This window comes from Uliginosibacterium sp. 31-12 (genome assembly GCF_030548425.1).
Classification (GTDB): Bacteria; Pseudomonadota; Gammaproteobacteria; order Burkholderiales; family Rhodocyclaceae; genus Uliginosibacterium; species Uliginosibacterium aquaticum.
Genome location: NZ_JAUOOA010000006.1, coordinates 160786 through 178614, shown reverse-complemented (window position 1 = coordinate 178614; position 17829 = coordinate 160786). Strand labels below are relative to the sequence as shown.

The 17829-nt window shown below is 65.0% G+C and carries 18 protein-coding genes and 1 riboswitch; of the genes, 7 read left to right on the top strand and 11 right to left on the bottom strand.

The features are described from left to right. Positions 1-13: 13 nt before the first annotated feature. Positions 14-2173, bottom strand: a complete 2160-nt coding sequence (locus Q3Y64_RS12955) for a S8 family serine peptidase (RefSeq protein WP_303562427.1) — start codon at positions 2171-2173, stop codon at positions 14-16. A 215-nt stretch (positions 2174-2388) separates the two neighbouring features. Continuing rightward, positions 2389-2471: riboswitch (cyclic di-GMP riboswitch) on the bottom strand. Positions 2472-2654: 183 nt separating this feature from the next. On the opposite strand from Q3Y64_RS12955, the gene pgk reads away from it, so the two are divergent. Beyond that, on the top strand, positions 2655-3887 hold the full coding sequence (gene pgk / locus Q3Y64_RS12950) for a phosphoglycerate kinase (RefSeq protein WP_303562425.1): 1233 nt from the start codon (positions 2655-2657) through the stop codon (positions 3885-3887). Between the two features lie 64 nt (positions 3888-3951). Here pgk and Q3Y64_RS12945 read toward each other — a convergent pair whose 3' ends face one another. After that, positions 3952-4239, bottom strand: coding sequence for a hypothetical protein (locus Q3Y64_RS12945; RefSeq protein ID WP_101940835.1), 288 nt, complete (start codon positions 4237-4239; stop codon positions 3952-3954). 342 nt (positions 4240-4581) lie between these two features. Between Q3Y64_RS12945 and Q3Y64_RS12940 the strand changes: the two genes are divergently transcribed. Next, positions 4582-4953, top strand: coding sequence for a GFA family protein (locus Q3Y64_RS12940; protein WP_216821630.1), 372 nt, complete (start codon positions 4582-4584; stop codon positions 4951-4953). Between the two features lie 9 nt (positions 4954-4962). Here Q3Y64_RS12940 and Q3Y64_RS12935 read toward each other — a convergent pair whose 3' ends face one another. From Q3Y64_RS12935 to Q3Y64_RS12920, 4 genes are all read right to left on the bottom strand, one after another. Continuing rightward, positions 4963-5175 (bottom strand): KTSC domain-containing protein, encoded by a 213-nt coding sequence (locus Q3Y64_RS12935; RefSeq protein ID WP_101940837.1) that lies wholly within the window; start codon positions 5173-5175, stop codon positions 4963-4965. A gap of 15 nt (positions 5176-5190) precedes the next feature. Beyond that, the gene (locus Q3Y64_RS12930) at positions 5191-5736 is read right to left on the bottom strand and encodes a DUF2799 domain-containing protein (RefSeq protein WP_303562419.1); all 546 of its coding nucleotides are present in this window, start codon (positions 5734-5736) and stop codon (positions 5191-5193) included. A gap of 94 nt (positions 5737-5830) precedes the next feature. Continuing rightward, on the bottom strand, positions 5831-6331 hold the full coding sequence (locus Q3Y64_RS12925) for a hypothetical protein (RefSeq protein WP_216821631.1): 501 nt from the start codon (positions 6329-6331) through the stop codon (positions 5831-5833). Beyond that, complete coding sequence (locus Q3Y64_RS12920) at positions 6328-6723, bottom strand: DUF134 domain-containing protein (protein WP_303562416.1); 396 nt, start codon at positions 6721-6723, stop codon at positions 6328-6330. Before Q3Y64_RS12920 ends, Q3Y64_RS12925 begins: the two co-directional genes overlap by 4 nt. An 86-nt stretch (positions 6724-6809) precedes the next feature. Between Q3Y64_RS12920 and Q3Y64_RS12915 the strand changes: the two genes are divergently transcribed. After that, positions 6810-7145, top strand: a complete 336-nt coding sequence (locus tag Q3Y64_RS12915) for a rhodanese-like domain-containing protein (RefSeq protein ID WP_101940840.1) — start codon at positions 6810-6812, stop codon at positions 7143-7145. A 57-nt stretch (positions 7146-7202) separates the two neighbouring features. On the opposite strand, the gene mscL is transcribed toward Q3Y64_RS12915, so the two are convergent. After that, a complete protein-coding gene (gene mscL, locus Q3Y64_RS12910; RefSeq protein WP_101940841.1) occupies positions 7203-7631 on the bottom strand; it encodes a large conductance mechanosensitive channel protein MscL in 429 nt (142 codons plus the stop codon). A 114-nt stretch (positions 7632-7745) separates the two neighbouring features. On the opposite strand from mscL, the gene Q3Y64_RS12905 reads away from it, so the two are divergent. From Q3Y64_RS12905 to Q3Y64_RS12895, 3 genes are all read left to right on the top strand, one after another. Further along, entirely contained in the window at positions 7746-9341 is a 1596-nt protein-coding gene (locus Q3Y64_RS12905) for a FecR domain-containing protein (RefSeq protein ID WP_303562412.1), read from the top strand. A 10-nt stretch (positions 9342-9351) separates the two neighbouring features. Next, positions 9352-11571 (top strand): CHASE2 domain-containing protein, encoded by a 2220-nt coding sequence (locus Q3Y64_RS12900; RefSeq protein WP_303562410.1) that lies wholly within the window; start codon positions 9352-9354, stop codon positions 11569-11571. A 75-nt stretch (positions 11572-11646) separates the two neighbouring features. Beyond that, positions 11647-12366, top strand: a complete 720-nt coding sequence (locus tag Q3Y64_RS12895; protein WP_101940844.1) for a response regulator transcription factor — start codon at positions 11647-11649, stop codon at positions 12364-12366. 82 nt (positions 12367-12448) lie between these two features. Here the strand turns inward: Q3Y64_RS12895 and Q3Y64_RS12890 are convergent, their stop codons facing one another. The 4 genes from Q3Y64_RS12890 to Q3Y64_RS12875 all read right to left on the bottom strand — a co-directional run bounded on the left by Q3Y64_RS12890 (position 12449) and on the right by Q3Y64_RS12875 (position 17271). Then, positions 12449-13630, bottom strand: a complete 1182-nt coding sequence (locus tag Q3Y64_RS12890; RefSeq protein WP_303562408.1) for an NnrS family protein — start codon at positions 13628-13630, stop codon at positions 12449-12451. 159 nt (positions 13631-13789) lie between these two features. Next, entirely contained in the window at positions 13790-14095 is a 306-nt protein-coding gene (locus Q3Y64_RS12885) for a high-potential iron-sulfur protein (protein WP_101940846.1), read from the bottom strand. A gap of 63 nt (positions 14096-14158) precedes the next feature. Next, positions 14159-15742: an NAD(P)-binding protein gene (locus Q3Y64_RS12880; RefSeq protein WP_303562406.1), complete on the bottom strand. Its 1584-nt coding sequence runs from the start codon at positions 15740-15742 to the stop codon at positions 14159-14161. A gap of 17 nt (positions 15743-15759) precedes the next feature. Continuing rightward, positions 15760-17271, bottom strand: coding sequence for a polyamine aminopropyltransferase (locus Q3Y64_RS12875; RefSeq protein ID WP_303562403.1), 1512 nt, complete (start codon positions 17269-17271; stop codon positions 15760-15762). Positions 17272-17353: 82 nt separating this feature from the next. Here Q3Y64_RS12875 and Q3Y64_RS12870 point away from each other — a divergent pair, with 82 nt between their 5' ends. Further along, the gene (locus Q3Y64_RS12870) at positions 17354-17746 is read left to right on the top strand and encodes a DUF350 domain-containing protein (RefSeq protein WP_216821632.1); all 393 of its coding nucleotides are present in this window, start codon (positions 17354-17356) and stop codon (positions 17744-17746) included. The last annotated feature ends 83 nt before the right edge of the window (positions 17747-17829 follow it).

The window sequence follows — 17829 nt, the reverse complement described above, 5'->3', positions numbered from 1 at the left end:
GTGCCCCGGGATTTCAGAAACGGGTGCTCCAGATCATGCCGACCGAGGCATCGTTATCCCCCTGGATGTTGTTCGCATCTTTTCGGTAGCTGGCTTGCAGTGTCATGTCGCTGAGTTTGCCAGTAGGCAAGGCGTAGGTGATGCGCTGCTCCAGCTCCCTGCCATCTGGCCGCAGGCTGGCTGATTCATGCACGAGGTATGCCTCGCCGTCTTCCGCGATCATGGTGCTCGTCACGTTGATGTTTCCCTGGCTGACGCGCAAGGGCTGACGCAGGCTCAGGGTCAGGCGGTCACGTGACGCTAGCAGTTTGGTTTGCTGGTAGCTCGCGCTCCAGAACGTTGAGCGGATGCGGCTAGTTCCGGCAAAGAGGCCATCGGCCTGCGCCGCCGAGCTGCGTGCGAAGCCGCCTTCGAAGAGTAGGTGATGATTTGCACTTAAGCGCATGCCCAGCGTGGCCGCGTAGCTCATGCTGTTGTTGCGGCCCAGGCTCATTGCGGAGTGTGTGTCATACGTGCTGCCGAGCAGACCATGCTGCTCGGTCAGTGCGCCGATCTTCACTCCGGTGCTGAACATCTGGGTGAGCTGGTAATTCATGCCCAACTGTATGCCTTGTGCTTCGGGGGTCGCCCAGGAGGGCGACCAGTTCCCGTTGCGGCCTGCTTCGGTTGCCGCCGTGTTGCTCCAGCTGGCAGCAAAGCGCAGCGACTGACTTAATGGCAGGCCAGCCGCAACGAGTGCGCCGCCCTGGCTGAGGTTCATCAGGTCGGGGAGTGCGCTGTCATGTGAGAGCCAGGCCAGGTTTTCATCGCCGGTCATGGCGCGCGTGAAGGCGTACTGTGCCGGATAGCCGTAGCCCATCGCGATGCTGGTGCCGCTGGCGTCGGTGAACATGGCAAAGCCTTGCTGACGTTGCGAGGCCAGTTCCTCGTTGAAGCCGAATTCACCCAGGTGGTCTCTGGGGCTGTCACCGGGGCCCTGCCAGTAGGCGAGTTCGCGCCCGTCCGCGAGTTTGATTGCACGAGGGCCCTTGTTGACGTTCGTAGGCAGCGCATTGAGGCTAGCTTTGGCGGCGGGGGATTTGATCAGGCCAGAGAGATTGACCGTGAAGTTGCGCAGATAGGTATCCAGCGCGGTGTAGCTGGCGAGTTTTGACTGCACTGAGGCCATGCTGCCCAGCGCGCCGCTGCTGATCATGCTGCCGGTGAGGCTACTCAGGGCGATGGTGCTGCCATTGGCACGGGTCACGCTGAGAGTGCCATAGGGTTGAAATGCGCGGCCCAGATTTACAAGCCCGACGCCATAGGTGCTGTCAGCGCCTGCAGGTCCCAGGTCAGTGGCCGTGGCGAGCAGCAGGTCGATACTGGTGCCGCGAGTTTTCAGGATCGGCCAGGCCGATTGCAGCAGCAGCAACGAACCGCTGACGACAGGGGCCGCCATTGAGGTGCCGGACCAGTAAGACCAGGTACCGGTACCGGCTGTCGTGTAGGGGGCGAGAATGGACTCCCCCGGTGCGACCAGCCAACGCAGCGAATAGCCCGTTGCCTGGCCATTGGTATTGACCAGCTTGCCGCTGCCGGGGGTATTGCTGAATGAGGACTTTGCATTGGTCGGGCTCACCGAGCCCACGAATACCAGTCGGCTGATGGCTTGGGCGGTCAGCCCGTTGGTATTGGCACCATTCAGTAGTGCGACATTGCTGTTGCCACCCGCCCAGACGATGAATGCGCCCTTGGAGGCCGCATAGTTGATGGCGGCAACCATGTCGGCCGTGTTGCCGTAGGTGATTGAGACATTGATTACGCTCGCGCCGGCATCGGCAGCCTTGCGCACCCCGTTGGCCACGTCAGTGCTGTAGCCAGACCCGGAGGCATTCAGCACTTTTTTAGCAACGATGTTGGCGTTGGGGGCGACGCTGATCACGCTCCCTGCGGTCGTGGTGTAGCCGCCATAGCTTGCGTTCCAGGCGAAGGGTTTGTTGCCGGCCGCGATGGCTGCGACTGCCGTGCCATGGCTGTTGTCATCACGGAATCCGTTGCTGCAGCGAAAGCTGACAGCGGCGCAGGTGCTCAGGGTCTGTGAAACCTGCCCTGTGGCAAACGAAGGGTGGGTTGGATTGATTCCGGTGTCGACCACGCCGAGCAGCTGTCCGGTTCCCCAGTTGGCGGCCGACATGATTGCATCATTTACACCAATCTGCCTGAGCCAGGGTGCATAGGTTGCCGCTTGAGCAAGGCCTGCCGGAAGAAGCAGTGTCAGCAGGAGGACACCGTTACGGCGGGGTTGGTGACTTTTGTTTTGCGGCGCACTCATGCAGGTCTCCTGAATGACTGATCAATCCGGAGGGAGCAAGCATGAACGGCAGGGCGCAGCCCAGTGATGGGCTGTGTTCTGGCGGTCCCGCTGTCGTAGGTTGCCCCTTAGACCGGAAACTTTGCGACCCCGTCTTTCGACGGGTGTGCCTTTGTCGGACTTAGCTCTAATCAAGGTAAATCACGGGTGCTCAGGTAACAACCCGACCCACAGAATTTGACAAAACGCAGGTTCTTGCAGGAGGAGGTCCAAAGCAATCCCTGTTCCGCTGCCTTTCGCTGGGTTTGTTTGTAGAATGCCGAACTGATTCCCCTGAAAATCCTTACAAACCAAGGACAAATACATGACCAAGCTGTTCATCGAAGATCTGGACCTGGCCGGCAAGCGCGTACTGATGCGCGTGGACTTCAACGTGCCGGTGAATAACGGCGTCGTCGAGAGCGACAAGCGCATCCGCGCCGCCATCCCGACCATCAAGTACGCGCTGGACAAGGGCGCTTCCGTCGTCCTGATGTCACACCTCGGCCGCCCGGATGGCAAGGTTGTCGCCAAGTGCACGCTGGCCCCGGTTGCTGAGCGTCTGGAAAAGCTGCTGGGCAAGCCGGTGAAGTTCCTGTCGGACTGCGTCGGTGCTGAAGTCGAAGCTGTGACCAGCAAGCTCGCCGCGGGCGAAGTGGTGCTGCTCGAAAACGTGCGCTACCACCTCGAAGAAGAAGGCAAGGTCAAGGACAAGGAAGGCAACGTCACCAAGGCCACGCCGGAAGCTGTTGAAGCCTTCCGCGCAGCCCTCTCGCGCAACGGCGACGTGTTCGTGCTGGACGCTTTCGGCACCGCTCACCGCGCCCACAGCTCGGTGGTCGGCATCAACCTGCCGCGCGCTTCCGGCCTGCTGCTGAAGAAGGAACTCGATTTCCTTGGCGAAGCCGTGAACAAGCCGGTGCGTCCGCTGGTCGCGATCATCGGCGGCTCCAAGATCTCCGGCAAGATCGACGTGATCGAAGCCCTGCTGCCCAAGGTCGACAAGCTGCTGATCGGTGGCGGCATGGCCTTCACCTTCCTCAAGGCCCAAGGCCATGAAGTCGGTAATTCGCTGTGCGAAAACGACAAGGTCGAACTCGCCAAGAGCCTGATGGCCAAGGCTGGCGACAAGCTGGTACTGCCGATCGACACCATGGTCACCAAGCGTCTGGACTTCGGCGCCCGTACGCTGGATGGTCTGGTTGAAGTCGCCTCCACCGCGATTCCTTCGGATCAGGAAGGCGTGGACATCGGCTCGAAGAGCGCTGCACTGTATGCAGACATCATCCGTGGCGCGAAGACCGTGCTGTGGAACGGCCCGATGGGCGTGTTCGAAATCGACGCTTCCGCTGTCGGCACCTACGCCGTGGCCAACGCGCTGACCGAAGCCACTGCCAAGGGCGCGATCACCATCGTCGGTGGTGGCGACTCCGTGGCAGCGGTTGAGAAGGCTGGCCTGGAAGATCAGGTCTCGCACGTCTCCACCGGTGGCGGCGCTTCGCTGGAATTCCTCGAAGGCAAGGCTCTGCCTGGCGTGGAAGCGCTGTCGGAAAAGTAATCCTGGCTGTTTCCGGATACAGAAAGGCCGACCCACGGGTCGGCCTTTTTCATGCGTGTGGGGCTTAGCCCGGCGCACCGGCAGCGCGGCGATCACGACGCAAATCGCGCTTGTCCTGATGCAGGTCGCGGCGATCCGTGTGCAGATCATGCCGTTCGGCCCGTACGCCACTCAGATCTCCGCTGCGGCGCTCGTGGCGCAATTCGCGGTGATCGGCATGCACGGCCTGTTTGTCGGAGCGGACTTCGCGACGGTCCTGGCGGATTTCGGGGGTGCGCGGAGTGCTGGCTGCAAAGCTGCTGGCTGTGCTGAGCAGCAGGGCGAGTGGGATGAGCAGGGAACGGGCTTGCATGATGATCTCCTGAGTCTGAAGGCGGCGGCCTGCCGTCTGTGCAGATTAACGAAGCCCTGCCGCACCGGCTGACGCGTGCTTGCAAGCAAATGTAAGCGTCGTCCGAGTGGCCCCAAGCCCCTGCGGCCTTGCTGGAGAGCGCTTCCGGCGGGGCGGGCGCTAGCGCTTCGAAACATTTTGTTGCATCTGGCGCGCCTAGGGGCAGGCTGGCAGGATCGCCATGCGCAGCGGCCTATAGTCAAATCATCCAGGCATCCTCGGGAGGCGATCATGACTGTCGTACTGACAGGAGGTTGTGCTTGCGGAGCAATTCGTTATGAATGCGAGGCGAAGCCGGTTGTGATGCTCAACTGTCATTGTCGGGATTGTCAGCGCAGCAGTGGCGGGGCTTTTGCGCCGCTGGTGGTGGTGCAGGCCGATCACTTCTGTCTGAGGCAGGGTGTGCCGAAGTATTTCGTGTCGGTGGCGGATAGCGGCAACACGGTGCGGCGAGGTTTCTGCGCGGAGTGCGGTTCGCCCTTGTTCATGTCAAGCGCGGCATTGCCCGGTTACATCGCCCTCAAGGCGGGCAGCCTGGACGATCCGACCCTGTTCCGTCCCGCTGCAGATCTGTGGACCCACAGCGCTCAGTGCTGGGACAGCATGAACCCGATCCTGCCCAAGTATGAATACGAGCCGGGGCATCCGCAGCAGAAGGTTCCGGAACACGCCTGATCGGGGGGCTTAGCGTCGGGTCGGGTACTCTTCCTCGATCTTGTCCTGGTAGTAGCCCATCGGTGAGCTGCTGGCGAGGAAGCGCTGGGCGATCTCGTCGCCCACATTGGTGTGCTGGAGCACCTTGCCGCTTGAGAATTCAATCTCAAGCACGCGGCTGGCCCGATCATAGCCGGCGGATTTGATGCCGCCACGGTTGATCGGTTTGCGACTGATGCTCATGACCTCTCCCGTGACTTACCAGCGCAGGCGCTCGGCACGCTGCTCGGACAGGCGCAGTTCGCGCCCGGCGAGCTCGCGTTCCAGGCGTAGCCGGGTCAGCTGATTTGAATACTGGCGCAACTCTTCTTCGTTGCGAGCGCCTGGCATGCGAACTTCGATGCTGCGCTGTTCCTGCTCCAGATAGTCGATGTGCTCGCGGGCGAGGTGGATCTCACGCCCGGCTTCAAAACCGCGCAGGAAAGCCGCTTCGGAGCGCTCCGGGCATACCCCGGCATAGCGCTCTCCACGTCGGCCGGCGGAGAGGCCGTTGGCCGGTGTGCAGTAGAAATTCAGGCCGCGCTCGCGCCCAAGACGCCAAGCCGTCTCGTCCGGCTCCAGGCGGTACACGCTGCAGGATTTGCGGTGCGTAGAGATGCGCTCGGGCGCTTGGCCGTTCTGGCCGTCACGATAGCCGACGCGTTCCCAGTCTCCCTGCCGGCACTCGTCTTCGCTCAGCGTGGAGCAGCCGGCAAGGAGGCAGACGAAGAGCAGGGGCAGGGCGGCGGGATGCAGGCGGGGCATAGAGGCGTTCCGATGAAGGCAGCGCAAGTGTAACGCTTCAGCCTTCGCTGGGGCTGACAGGGCGTCCACAGGTCGCCCAGCCTCGGCCCGTCGCTCAGTGCCCGCAGCCGCAGCCCCCACTCTTGTTGCCGCCATGGCCGCCGCAGCCACCCCCTTCATGTGCGTGCCCCTTGCCACCGCAGCACTCATGGTCTGGGTTGTCATGGCCTTTGCCACCGCAGCATTCGTGATCGTCTCCGTGAGCGTGACCGCCACAGCCTCCGCCCGCTTGTTCGGCATGCGGATCGAAGGGTGGTGCGGCTTCCAGCTCACCAGCCTGGAACTGGGCGAGAGCTTCGGCCGCGGTGGCCGCTTCGCAGCCATACACCTGGATACCGTTGCGCTGCAGCTCGAAGAGCAGGCGCGGATGGATTTCACTGCACAGGATGCCCTGGATGCCACTGACCAGCTCCTCGCTGATCGATTCGGGCTGAGCCCGGTCGAGCACATGAACGGCTTCGCCATCCACGATCACGAGATGCTGGGCGGCGCCGAAGTCGGCGTGCAGGGCGCTGGAGAGCCCTTCCGGGCTGGCGACGGGGATGCAGAGTTTCATGGCATTGCCTTCAGTACTTGGGTTAAATCGACAGGAGACGGCCCCGTGATTGCGGCCCTCTCCACCAGATCCTCTCCCGTGGGCGGGTGAGGAGGGCGTTGAGCCTCGCCCTGCGATGTGGATGAGATTCGCAGGGCCTTGCCGTTGAGCAGGGCATCGGCAATCTTGTGACGGGCGCGGGCGAGGATGTTGCCGATGGTCTGGCGCGAGACGCCCATGCGCAGCGCGACCTCGGTCTGGTAATGGCCGTCCAGGTCCGCCAGGCGCAAGGCCTCCAGCTCGTCGAGCTCCAGAGCGATTTCGTCCAGCGCGTGCAAGGGCACACCGCGTGGCTTGAAGTAGTCTGAAACCGGCGCACATCGGATGCAGCGCTGCTTGGGGGGGCGAGCCATCGAAGCTTGATTATTGGCAAAAGCCAATTATTGTTTGGCGGCGAGAATCTCGGCGTTGATGTGGATCAGACTCTAAGGAGACCGAAATGCTGAAGAAGCTGTGCCTTGTAGCCCTGCTGGTTCTGACTGGTGGGCTGGCCAGTGCGAAAACGGTGCTGATCGATGTGCGTACGCCGGAGGAATATGCCGCGGGCCATCTGGAGGGGGCGCTGAACATTGATCATCAGCTGATCGGCCAGCGCATTGGCATGGCGGGCGTCAGCAAGGACGACGAAGTGCAGCTCTACTGCCGCTCTGGGCGGCGCTCCGCCCTCGCCGCGCAAACCCTCGCTAGCCTGGGTTATCGCAAGCTCATCGATCTGGGCTCGATGGAGGCGGCCCGCGCCAGGCTGTGCGCGGCCCAGGGCAACAAGGCTTGCTGAGGCGGGAATGAAAAAGGGCGGCCAGCGGCCGCCCTGATGAAGCGCGGTGCGCGGTGCTTACTTTTTCAGCGCGTCACGGATCTCGCGCAGCAGCAGCACGTCTTCCGGCGTGGCGGGCGCTTCGGCCGGGGCGGCGGGCGCTTCGCGCTTGAGGCGGTTGATCTGCTTGATCATGATGAAGATCACGAAGGCCAGGATCGCGAAGTTGATCGCGATGGTGATGAAGTTGCCGTAGGCCAGCACCGGAATACCGGCCTTCTTCAGCGCGGCGAGATTGTTCTCCACACCCGCCGGTACGGTGCCCAGCACGAGAAACAGATTCGAGAAATCGATCTTGCCGACCACAGCGCCCACGATCGGCATGAACACATCGCCCACCATCGAATCGACGATCTTGCCGAAGGCCCCGCCGATGATCACACCGACCGCCAGATCGACCACGTTCCCCTTGAGGGCGAACTCTCTGAATTCGCTGAAAAAGCTCATTTCCTGCTCCCTGTGAAGTGTTTATCAGTTGCTATTTGTGCCCAGTGGCATACTCCGAGTGTGCCCGAGCCGCCCCCTCGCGTGCAATTCCCGCCCCGTTTGCCGAGCTTCCCGATGACACTTCGCCACACATTCCTGCGCCGCCTGCTGCTGGCCGCCAGTTTCCTGCCTCTGTCGGCGCTGGCGGCCCCCGCCGGCGAGACGCTTGAGCTGCAGATTGCCGAACACGACACCCTGATCAATATCAGCCAGCGCCTGCTCGCCCGCCCGGCGCAGTGGCCACGCCTGCAGGAGCTCAATGGCATTGCCGACCCGCAGCGCCTGAAGCCGGGCAGCACCCTGCGCATCCCTTACGCCCTGCTGCGCAGTGAGCCGCAGCAGGCGCGCGTCGAATCGGTGCTGGGCGAGGTGCGTGGCAGCAAGGGGCTGTTGGTGGCAGGCGCCCAGTTGGCCGTGAATGAAGTGATCAGCACCGGACCCGGCGCCTATGCCGTGCTGGTGCTGCCGGATGGCTCGCGCTGCATCGTGCAGCCGGACAGCCGCACCCGCATCGAGCTCTTGCAGCGCTTGCGCGGCACCGAGGTGCAGCAGAGCAGGCTGGAGGTGAGCCGCGGGCGCATCGAAACCAAGGTGCAGCCGCAACGTGGTCCGGCGGCACGCTACGAAATCCGCACTCCAACGGCCGTGATCGGTGTGCGCGGCACCGAATTCCGTGCTGGCTACGATGGCACGGCAGCGCGTGTGGAAGTTACCGAGGGTGCGGTGGCGGCCAATCAGCAGCAGCGTATTGAGGCCGGAGAAGGTGCGGTGGTGGATGCGCGCGGCGTGCACACCGAAACCCTCTTGCCGGCGCCCGCTACGGCCGCCATTCCAGCGCTCTTTGAGCGCCCCCTGCTGCGCATTCCGCTGCCTGAAACGGCGGGGGCCGCAGCGCACCGCGTGATCGTGGCGGGCCCGGCTGGTTTTGCTTTGCCAGCGGCAGAGCAACTGGTGAGCGGAGGCGAGGCGCGCTTGGCCGATCTGCCCGATGGCGATTACCGTTTACGTCTGCGCGCCGTGAGCGCCAGCGGACTGGAGGGGCAGCACAGCGAAACCGCTTTCCGCCTTAAGGCGCGGCCTGAGCCACCCTTCGTGAGTGGTGAGCGTTCCGGCAACATCATCCAGGCAGAGCGTGTCGAATTCAGCTGGACGCGCAATCCGGAGGCGGCACGCTACCGCCTGCAGGTCGCCGGCCCGGCCGGTTTCGAAACACCGGTGTATGCACGTGAGGATCTGAGCGGCAGCAGCATCAATGTGGCGCTGCCGCCCGGCGAGTATCAATGGCGCCTGGGCTCGGTGCGGGCGGATGGCGATCGCGGCCCGTGGAGCGATGTGGTGTCCTTCACCCTCAAGGCCCTACAGGATCCACCTGCCGCACCAGCCATCAGTGACGAGGAGCTGGTGCTGGCCTGGCCGGCCGAGCCGGGTCAGCGCTTTGAAGTCGAGATGGCCCAGGATCTGGCTTTTAGCCAGATCCATACCCGCCGCGAGACGCAGGAGGCGCGTCTGGTCCTGCCCAAGCCCGAACCCGGGCAATGGTTCGTCCGTGTGCGGGCCACCGATCCGGATGGTTTTGTCGGCCAGTGGAGCAGCCCGCAGCAGTTTGAGATCGAGGCTTACCGGCCCTGGTGGCTGCTCGGCGTGCCCGTGCTGCTCCTGTTGGCCCTGTGAGTGATTGAGCGTGCAGCCGGCACAGCGCATCCGGCTTGAATGGGCGCTGGTCAGCGGCGTGCTGGCGCTGCTGGCCCTGGCATGCGCGCTGCAGGGCTGGTTGTGGCGCTTCGATCTGCAATTGCATGACATCGCCCTGAGCCGTGCTGAGCATCCGGCAGATCAGCAGATCGTGATCGTCGCCATCGATGACGCCAGCCTTGCCGAGCTTGGGCGCTGGCCTTGGCCGCGCAGCCTGCATGCGACGCTCGTCGACCGGCTGAGCGCGGCAGGCGCCACGGCAGTGGCGCTGGACATCATCTTCAGCGAGGCCGCTGCCGAGGATGTGCAGCTTGCCGCAGCCTTGCGCCGCCATGCCCGGGTGGTGCTGCCGGTTCTCCAGCTTGAGCAAGACGAACTCATCGTCGGCGAAAACCTGCCGGCCCCGGCCTTACGCGCGGCAGCAGCGGCCCTCGGCCATATCCAGATGGAATTCGATCCGGATGGCCTGGCGCGCAGCGTGTATCTGCAGGAAGGCTGGCAGCGGGCCGCGCATCCCCAGCTGGCCTTGGCGCTTGATCGTCTGGCGCGTGGCGAGGCGCAACCGGCGCCGCTCAATCCGGGCCCGGGCTGGCGCCGCAGTGGCTGGTTGCGGATCCCCTTTGCCGGGCCACCCGGCAGCTTTGCGCGAGTTTCCTATGCCGACGTGATCGCCGGGCGGGTGCCGGCGGAGCGCCTGCGCGACAAGCTGGTGCTGGTTGGCGCCACTGCACCGGGCCTTACCGATTCCGTGCCGGTGCCTGGCTCGGGCTTCAGCCGCCCGATGCCCGGCGTGGAGGTGCATGCCAATGTGCTCGCTGCGCTGCGCGCGGGCAGTGGCATTGCGCTGATGCCGCCCTGGCTCAACGCCGCTTTTGCATTGTGCGTGAGCCTGGGCCTGATGCTGGGCTTGCGCCGCAGCAGCGCGCGCAGCGGTTTGTTATGGACACTGGCGATGCTGCTTGGCGTGCTGCTTGCGAGCTGGCTGGGTCTGCGCCATCTGGGCTTCTGGCTGGCACCGGGAGCGGCCCTGCTGATCTGCCTGCTGGCCTACCCCCTGTGGAGCTGGCGGCGCCTCGAAGCCACGCAACGCTATATGGATGGCGAGCTGCAGGCCTTGCAGCGCGACAGCCTGCTGCCACCACCCGAAAGCGGTCCGGATCCCTTCCAGCAGCGCCTGACCCTGCTGCGCTCGGCGGCAGCGCTGGGGCGCGAGGCGCATGCCCTGGTCGAGGCGGTGATTGCCCATCTGCCGGTCGGCGTGATCGCCCTGCATGGCGATGGCAGCCTGCGGCTGGCCAATCCCGCCGCGTACAGCCTGCTCGACCTGCCCGCCGGGGCAGACCTGACGATGGCTCTGCGTCAGTTGCGCTGGCCTGCCAGCTTGCAGCCGCAGGCGGGCTTGCCAGCCCGTCCGGCCGAGCCGCTGGAAGCCGAGCTGCAGAGCGGCGCTGGTCGCCCCTTACTGCTGCGTCTGGCCGCTCTGGGAGAGGGCTGGGTGCTGGGCCTGGCCGATCTGAGTCATGTCGAAGAAGCTCGCCAGGCCCGGGAAGACACCCTGCGTTTCGTGACCCACGATCTGCGCGCGCCGCTGGCCTCGATCATCAGCCTGATCGACACGCCGCCGGACAATTTCGAGCCGCTGCCTGCGATCCGAGGTATCTCCGAACGCGCGCTGAACCTCATTGACGAGCTCTTCCGCTTGAGCCGGGCTGAAGCCGTGAGCGAGGGAAGCTTCGAGCTGACAGACCTGCAGACCGTGATCGTGGATGCCTGCGAGCTGTGCTGGAGCCAGGCGCGCGCGGCGCGGGTGACGTTCCAGGTGGATGCCGGCGGTGATGCCGAAGCCTTGGTTCGCGGCCATCATGAGCTGCTCTATCGGGCAGTCGCCAACCTGCTCTCGAATGCCATCAAGTACGGCGGCCCCGAGCGCACGGTGGAGATCAGTCTGCGGGCAGAGGGCGCCCATTGGCTGCTGGCGGTGCGCGACCATGGCCCGGGCATCCCCGAGGCGCAGCGTGGCCGCCTCTTCGAGCGTTTCGCCCGCCTGCCGGATGCAGTGCGGCGCGGCCTGCCCGGCTCTGGCCTCGGCCTGCTGATGGTGCGTACCGTAGCCACCCGCCATGGTGGCCGGGTGAGCGCCGAGTTCCCGGCCGACGGCGGCTGCCGCTTCATCCTCGAATTGCCGCAGACCCATCAGGATCTGCCCTGAGGGCACTCAAGTTCGGTGAGCTTCATGCCGTGAAAGCACAGACGAAGAAACAAAATTTCACGTCTGGAGCACGCCATGCGCATCGTCGTATTGGAAGACAACCTTACTCAATCCACCCTGGTTGCCTCGCTGTTGCGCGGTGCCGGCCATGACGTGCATGAATTTGCGCTGACCCGCGAACTGCAGCGCTTCTGTAGCCGCGAAAGCGTGGACCTCTACCTGCTCGACTGGATGATGCCGGACATCTCCGGTGAGGAATTCCTGCGCTGGCTGCGCGAAGAACGCCATGACAACACCCCCGCAATCTTCATCACCGCCCGTGACACCGAGGATGACATCGTGACCGGCCTGTCTGCCGGGGCGGATGACTTCATGGTCAAGCCGATCAGCCAGCGCGTGCTGATGTCGCGCATCGAAGCTGTGCTGCGGCGGAGCAAACCGCGAGTGGCCGGTGAAGTGCTGGAGCTCTCGCCCTACACCATCGATACCGCCCAGAAGCGGATCCGCCTGCAGGGGGTGGAAGTCGAGCTCACCGAAAAGGAGTTCGATCTGGCCCTGTTCCTGTTCCGCAATCTTGGCCGCCTGCTCTCGCGCGGCCATCTGCTCGAAGCCGTGTGGGGGCGCAATCCGGATCTGGCGACCCGCACGGTGGATACCCATGTCTCACGCGTGCGCGGCAAGCTGCAACTGCGCCCCGAGAATGGCTACCGCCTGGTGCCGACCTACAACTTCGGCTATCGCCTTGAGCGCGTTGAAGCCGGCGAGATCGAGGCAACACCGCAGGTCGCTGCCTGAATACCCGTCGCAGCGGTTTCAGCCGCGCGCCGTACCTCCTGCCGGGCCCTGGTGGCTGAAGCCGAGCCAGAGCCTGATGACTTCAGCCCTCCTGCCCGTCCACCCGCGGATGCCACAGCATCGGCGCGTACTTCCACAGATACAGTGCGAAACATGCCGCCCACAGGGTGGCCGACAGGTGCAGGCCCGGCATGTAGGCGGCCGGCCACAGCAGCGCCGGCAACACGCGTGCCAGCAGGGCCAGCTGGAGCAGCACGTAGCAGCTGGTTTCGAGGCGACCGGCCTTGAGCAGGCGGCCGGTATGGCCCAGCGCGGTGCGCGTGATCATGCCCAGGATCAGGCCAGCGATCAGGCCTACGGTCAGCACGTGTACTGCGGCCGTAAGCTGGCCGGCAGCCAGCAGCAGCAAGGCCACGATCAGCCAGCCATGCGCCAGATGCAGGCTCCACAGCAGCGGCACGCGTAAGGTCGGGCCCGGGCGCCAGCCCCAGCAACGCACCGCCTGGGCCATGGCGGCGATAAGCGCCAGCGGCGTCAGCACCGCGGCCGGGGCGGATACGGCCCAGGCCAGCAGGCTGGCGACGGTGGCAGTAATCGCGATGCGGTCCGCCCAGGCATTCTTCCAGGGCACCGTCTTGAGCGCATTGGCGGTGAAGCTCGGCACGATGCGCCCGGCGATCACGGTGCACAGCGTGGCGATCAGGGCAATCGCCAGATGCAGGCCGAGCAGGGGCGAAACTGCCAGCCAGCCGTGTGCACCGGCGTGACTGAGGGCATTGGCGAGGGTCAGCGCGGCGAGGATCAGCAAGGCAAAGTAATTGCGCCGGCTGCCGGCACGGATCAGTACACGCGCCAGGGCGATGCCTGCCAGCGGCAGGAAGGCCAGGTCGATGACGGCGGCCACGGCCGGTGGTGCCAGCAGCAGGGCGATGCGCCCGGCCAGCCACAAGCCGGCCAGGGCGGCCAGCGGCCAGCCGGTGGGCGTGGCCAGACCGGTCCAGTTCTTGCCGGCGGTAAACAGGAAGCCCACGATCACCGCGCAGGCGAAGCCGAACACCATCTCGTGGCCGTGCCACAGCAGCACTGGCAGGGCCGGATTGAGGCCACCCACGCCGGCCAGCTGCAGCACCCACAGCGGTACGAAGAGTACGGCGAGGATCGCCGCGAGCAGGTAGAAGGGGCGAAAGCCCAGCGCAAAAATGGCACAGCCGCGCGGCGGGGCGGCGGGCTTGCGGCGGGGTTCGGTGAGGGGGATGACGGCCATGGCGGCTCCGGTTTCTTCTGGGGATGCTGGCATTGTCGGCAAGCGTGCCGCCAGTCTGCCTTATCGCGCGTCAAGTAGCCGGAATGAGGACCGGACTGGAGGGGCGGAAATGCAAACGGCCCGCATGTGGCGGGCCGTTCAGTCCGGAGCAGAAGAGGATCAGGCCTTCTTGATCCAGGCCGAGCACCAGCCCTTGGCCGAAACCAGCTTGTTGCCCAGCGCGACACAGGAGCCTTCGTTGGCATTGGCAGACTTGTAGAAATTACAGTTGGCACAGGTGTTGGTCTTGGCCCAGGTCTTGAACTTGGCGGCATCGACCTTGCTGCCATCAGCCTTGTAGCCCAGCGCCTTGGCGGTGGGATCGTCTTCGGTGACCTTGGCCTGGGCGGCAGCTTCACGCGAGGCCAAGAGGCCCAGGGCAACAGCGGGGGCGGCGAACAGGATGGAACGGCGGCGGCTATCCATGTGGAACTCTCCTAGGGGAAAAAGAAAACAGCCCTCAAAGCATCGTGGCTACTCTTTGCTGCGTCAAGTCAGAATTTTGTGCGCGGCCTGCTCGCCCCACCAAGCCGCTTCTTCGAAGACTGACAGACCCGAGAGATCGGCATGCGCAAACAGGATGCGCTGGTCCGCCGCGCGCAGGGCCGCTATGCCAGGGCGCTGCAGGAAGCCCGGCGCCGGAATGGCCATGGCATGGCCGCGCAGGGTGAGCTCTACCTGCTGGATGCGCCGCTCGAAGTCGCGCCCGTAGGTGGCGCGCAGATCACGCCCGGCGAGCTCCAGCAATTCGTCCTGCGGTGCATTCTGCAGCCACAGCCGGCCGGTGGTTGGTGGCAGGGCGTGGTAGGCGCTGAACACGGTCTGTGCCGGGCGCGCCGCGCGAATCCACTGGTGCGTGGCCACCACCCAGCCCAGGGTGTCGCCACCGTAACGCAGGTTGTCCCAGGCCAGCGGATGCTCTTCGCTTGCCTCGCGCGGAAAACCGTCGAGCAGGAAATTGCTGACCAGCCAGGACGCGCTCTGCGGCAGATCGCGTGCCTTGTCGAAGCCGAACTCACCGAGATCCAGCACATGCGCCGCCACATGCAGCGGCATCGCCAGCACTACGCGCTTGGCACGCAGGCGGAAGGCTTCCGCCCCGTTCAGGCACAGCACCTCGACGCCCGCCCCGCGCGGCGTCACACGCAGGGCCATGCCCGGCAGCAGGCGCTCGGCGCCAATGGTTTCGCCCATCTGGCGGGTTAACGTGGCGAGGCCGTCCGGCCAGGTCAGCACCGCGCCGTCTTCGCCGTTGGCGGCGTGGCCGCCCCGGCTGGCGAAGTAGTGGATGCCGGCCCAGGCCGACACCTGTTCGATGCCGGCGCCATAGTCGTCGCGACAGCAGTAGTCCGCATACCAGCGCAGCGCCTCGGCGCTGAAACCTTCACGCGTCAGCCAGCTGGCGAAACTCTCATTGGCCAGCGCGCGCCAGGCGGGGTCTTGTGAAGACAGGGCCAGCGGCATCACGAAGGCGCGCCGCCCATCCGCTCCGCGCGCCTCGCGCAGGGTCTGCATGCGCGCCGTGAAGCGCTCGATCTGGGCCAGCGCTTCGGCCTCCAGCCCGTGTTGCGGCAGCAGCCCCTCCTGCCACACACCATTGATAAACAGGCGCTCTTCCGGCGCATGCACCAGTACGTTTTCATCGAACTCCGGGCGTGCGGACGACGGATTGCCGCGCAGCACGCCGAAGGCCGCCAGCAACTCGCGTACATGGCTCGATTCGAGCGAGGGCAGCGGCAGGTAGTGCGCGCCACGCGGGCAGGGGATGCCGCCGAGCGCGCTGCCGGCGGCGTTGCCCTGTGGTTCGGGGCCAGCCAGTACGCAGAAATTGCGATAGCCCTGCTGTGCCAGGCGCCAGCCCGCGAATAGCCCGGCCACGCCGCTGCCGAGTATCGCCACTTCAACTTCGCGCTCGCGCGCCGGATCGGGCGGCGGCAAGCCATCGCGCAGGGCGTGGCCGGCGGCCATGCCGGGGCGCAGCACCGTCAGCGGCGGCGCTTGCCAGGGCAGGCGCAGCTCGCAGCCGGTGAGGCTGGCGGCTGCGGCGAGTTTCAGGAAGTGGCGGCGCTGCATGGCTCGGGCCCCGGCGATCAGCGGATCACCCGCCGCCAGTCTTCCTCGAAGTAGCGCACCAGCGCCTGGTTGTTGAGGTGATTGGCTTCCACCACCGGGCGCGGCATGTCGGCCGGGAAGCGGAACATGCTCGCCGTCTGCTCCGCGTCCAGCCAGCGCAGCGGCACGCTGTAGGCCGTGGGCGGCTGATAGCGACTGTGGCGGTCGGCCAGCACGAAGCCCCACACGCCGAAGGACGGCACATGGGCCTGATACGGATAGGTGTGGAAGCCGGCCTCGTCCAGCGTGGTCACCACGCACCAGAAGGCGTGCGGCGCGAAATACGGCGAGGTGGATTGCACTACCAGCAGGCCGGTGTCGCTCAGGTGGCGGCTGACCAGGCGGTAGAAAGGCTCGGAATAGAGCTTGCCGAGGCCGTAGCTGGAGGGGTCCGGCAGATCGATGATGATGGCATCGAAGCTGCCGGGCGCAGTTTCCAGCCACTGGCCAGCGTCGGCATTGATCACCTGCACGCGCGGGTTGCTCAGCGAATGCTGATTCAGCGCGGTGAGGGTGGCCGAGGTGGAGAAAAGCTGGGTCATGGCCGGATCGAGGTCGACCAGGGTGATCGCTTCCAGACCTGGATACTTGAGCAGCTCGCGTAGTGCGAGGCCATCACCGCCGCCCAGCACCAGCACGCGCCGGGCGCCGGGCAGGGCGCCCAGTGCCGGATGCACCAGTGCCTCGTGATAACGATGCTCGTCGCGGCTGGAGAACTGCAGGTTGCCGTTGATGTAGAGGCGCAGGTCATCCTTCCACTGGGTCACAATCAGGCGCTGGTAAGGCGTGGTCTGGGCATGCACGATCTGGTCGCCGTAGATGCCGCGCTCGCTCCAGCGCGTCACGGCTTCCGCAGCCACGAAGCCGGCGATCAGGGCCAGCAGCACGATGCTGGCGCGCAAGCGCAGCGCCGTGGCTTGACGCAGCTCGGCGCGGAAGGCCTGTGCCGCCACCAGCGCCACGCCGGCATTGGCGATGCCGAAGAGAAAAGCGGTGCGCGCCAGCCCCAGTTGCGGTGCCAGCACGATCGGGAAGAGCAGGGAAACGACCAGTGCGCCCATGTAATCAAAGGTCAGCACCCGGCTCACGATCTCGGCGAACTCCGCCTTGCGTGCATTCAGCACCCGCATCACCAGCGGGATCTCCATGCCTACCAGCACGCCCAGCGCGAAGACCAGCGCGTAGAGCACGACACGGAAGGGCGCGGCGACCCAGGCGAAGATCACGAACAGCAGGGTGGCCGACACGCCGCCGATCAGGCCCACCAGCAATTCGATATCGATGAAGCGCGCGAGCAGGTCTTCATCCTTGATGTATTTCGACAGGTGCGAGCCCACGCCCATCGCAAACAGATAGGTGCCGATGATCGACGAGAACTGCAGCACCGAATCGCCCAGCAGATAGCTCGCCAGCGCGGCGGCCACTAGTTCGTAGGCGAGGCCGCAGGAGGCAACGATGAAGACCGACAGGATCAGCAGGCGATGGGGCATCGGGATGGCGGGGAACGCAGTTTTGGTGGCAATATCCGGCTGGAATTATGCGGGAAACCAGACCCCCGCCGGAGAAATGCACATGTTCATCCAGGCCCTCGGCAACTATGTGTTGCATCTCTTCACCGGCTTCGCGCTGGTGGGCGCTTTCGTATGGGTCTATCTGCGTCTCACGCCTTACTGCGAGATCAGCCTGATCCGCAAAGGCTGTGTAGCCCCGGCGCTGTCCTTCGGCGGCACCCTGATCGGCTTCTCGCTCACCGTCGCCTCCGGCCTGCTGCACCTGCCGGACTACCTGCTGTTCCTCGCCTGGTCAGCCGCTGCGATGTTGATCCAGCTCGTCGCCTTCCTGCTGCTGCAGCGTGCCTTGCCCGAGATGAAGCGCGCGCTCGAAGACAACAACGTCGCGATGGGCGCCCTGATCGGCGCGGTGGCGCTGTCCATCGGCCTCATCAGCGGCGCCTGTTTGTCCTAGCCGTCGAAAAAAATGGTTCTGGCTGCGTTGCGCCTCCTTGCCGTACTGCTTGTACTGTCTTCGTCGGCGCGCCTTGCCAGAAG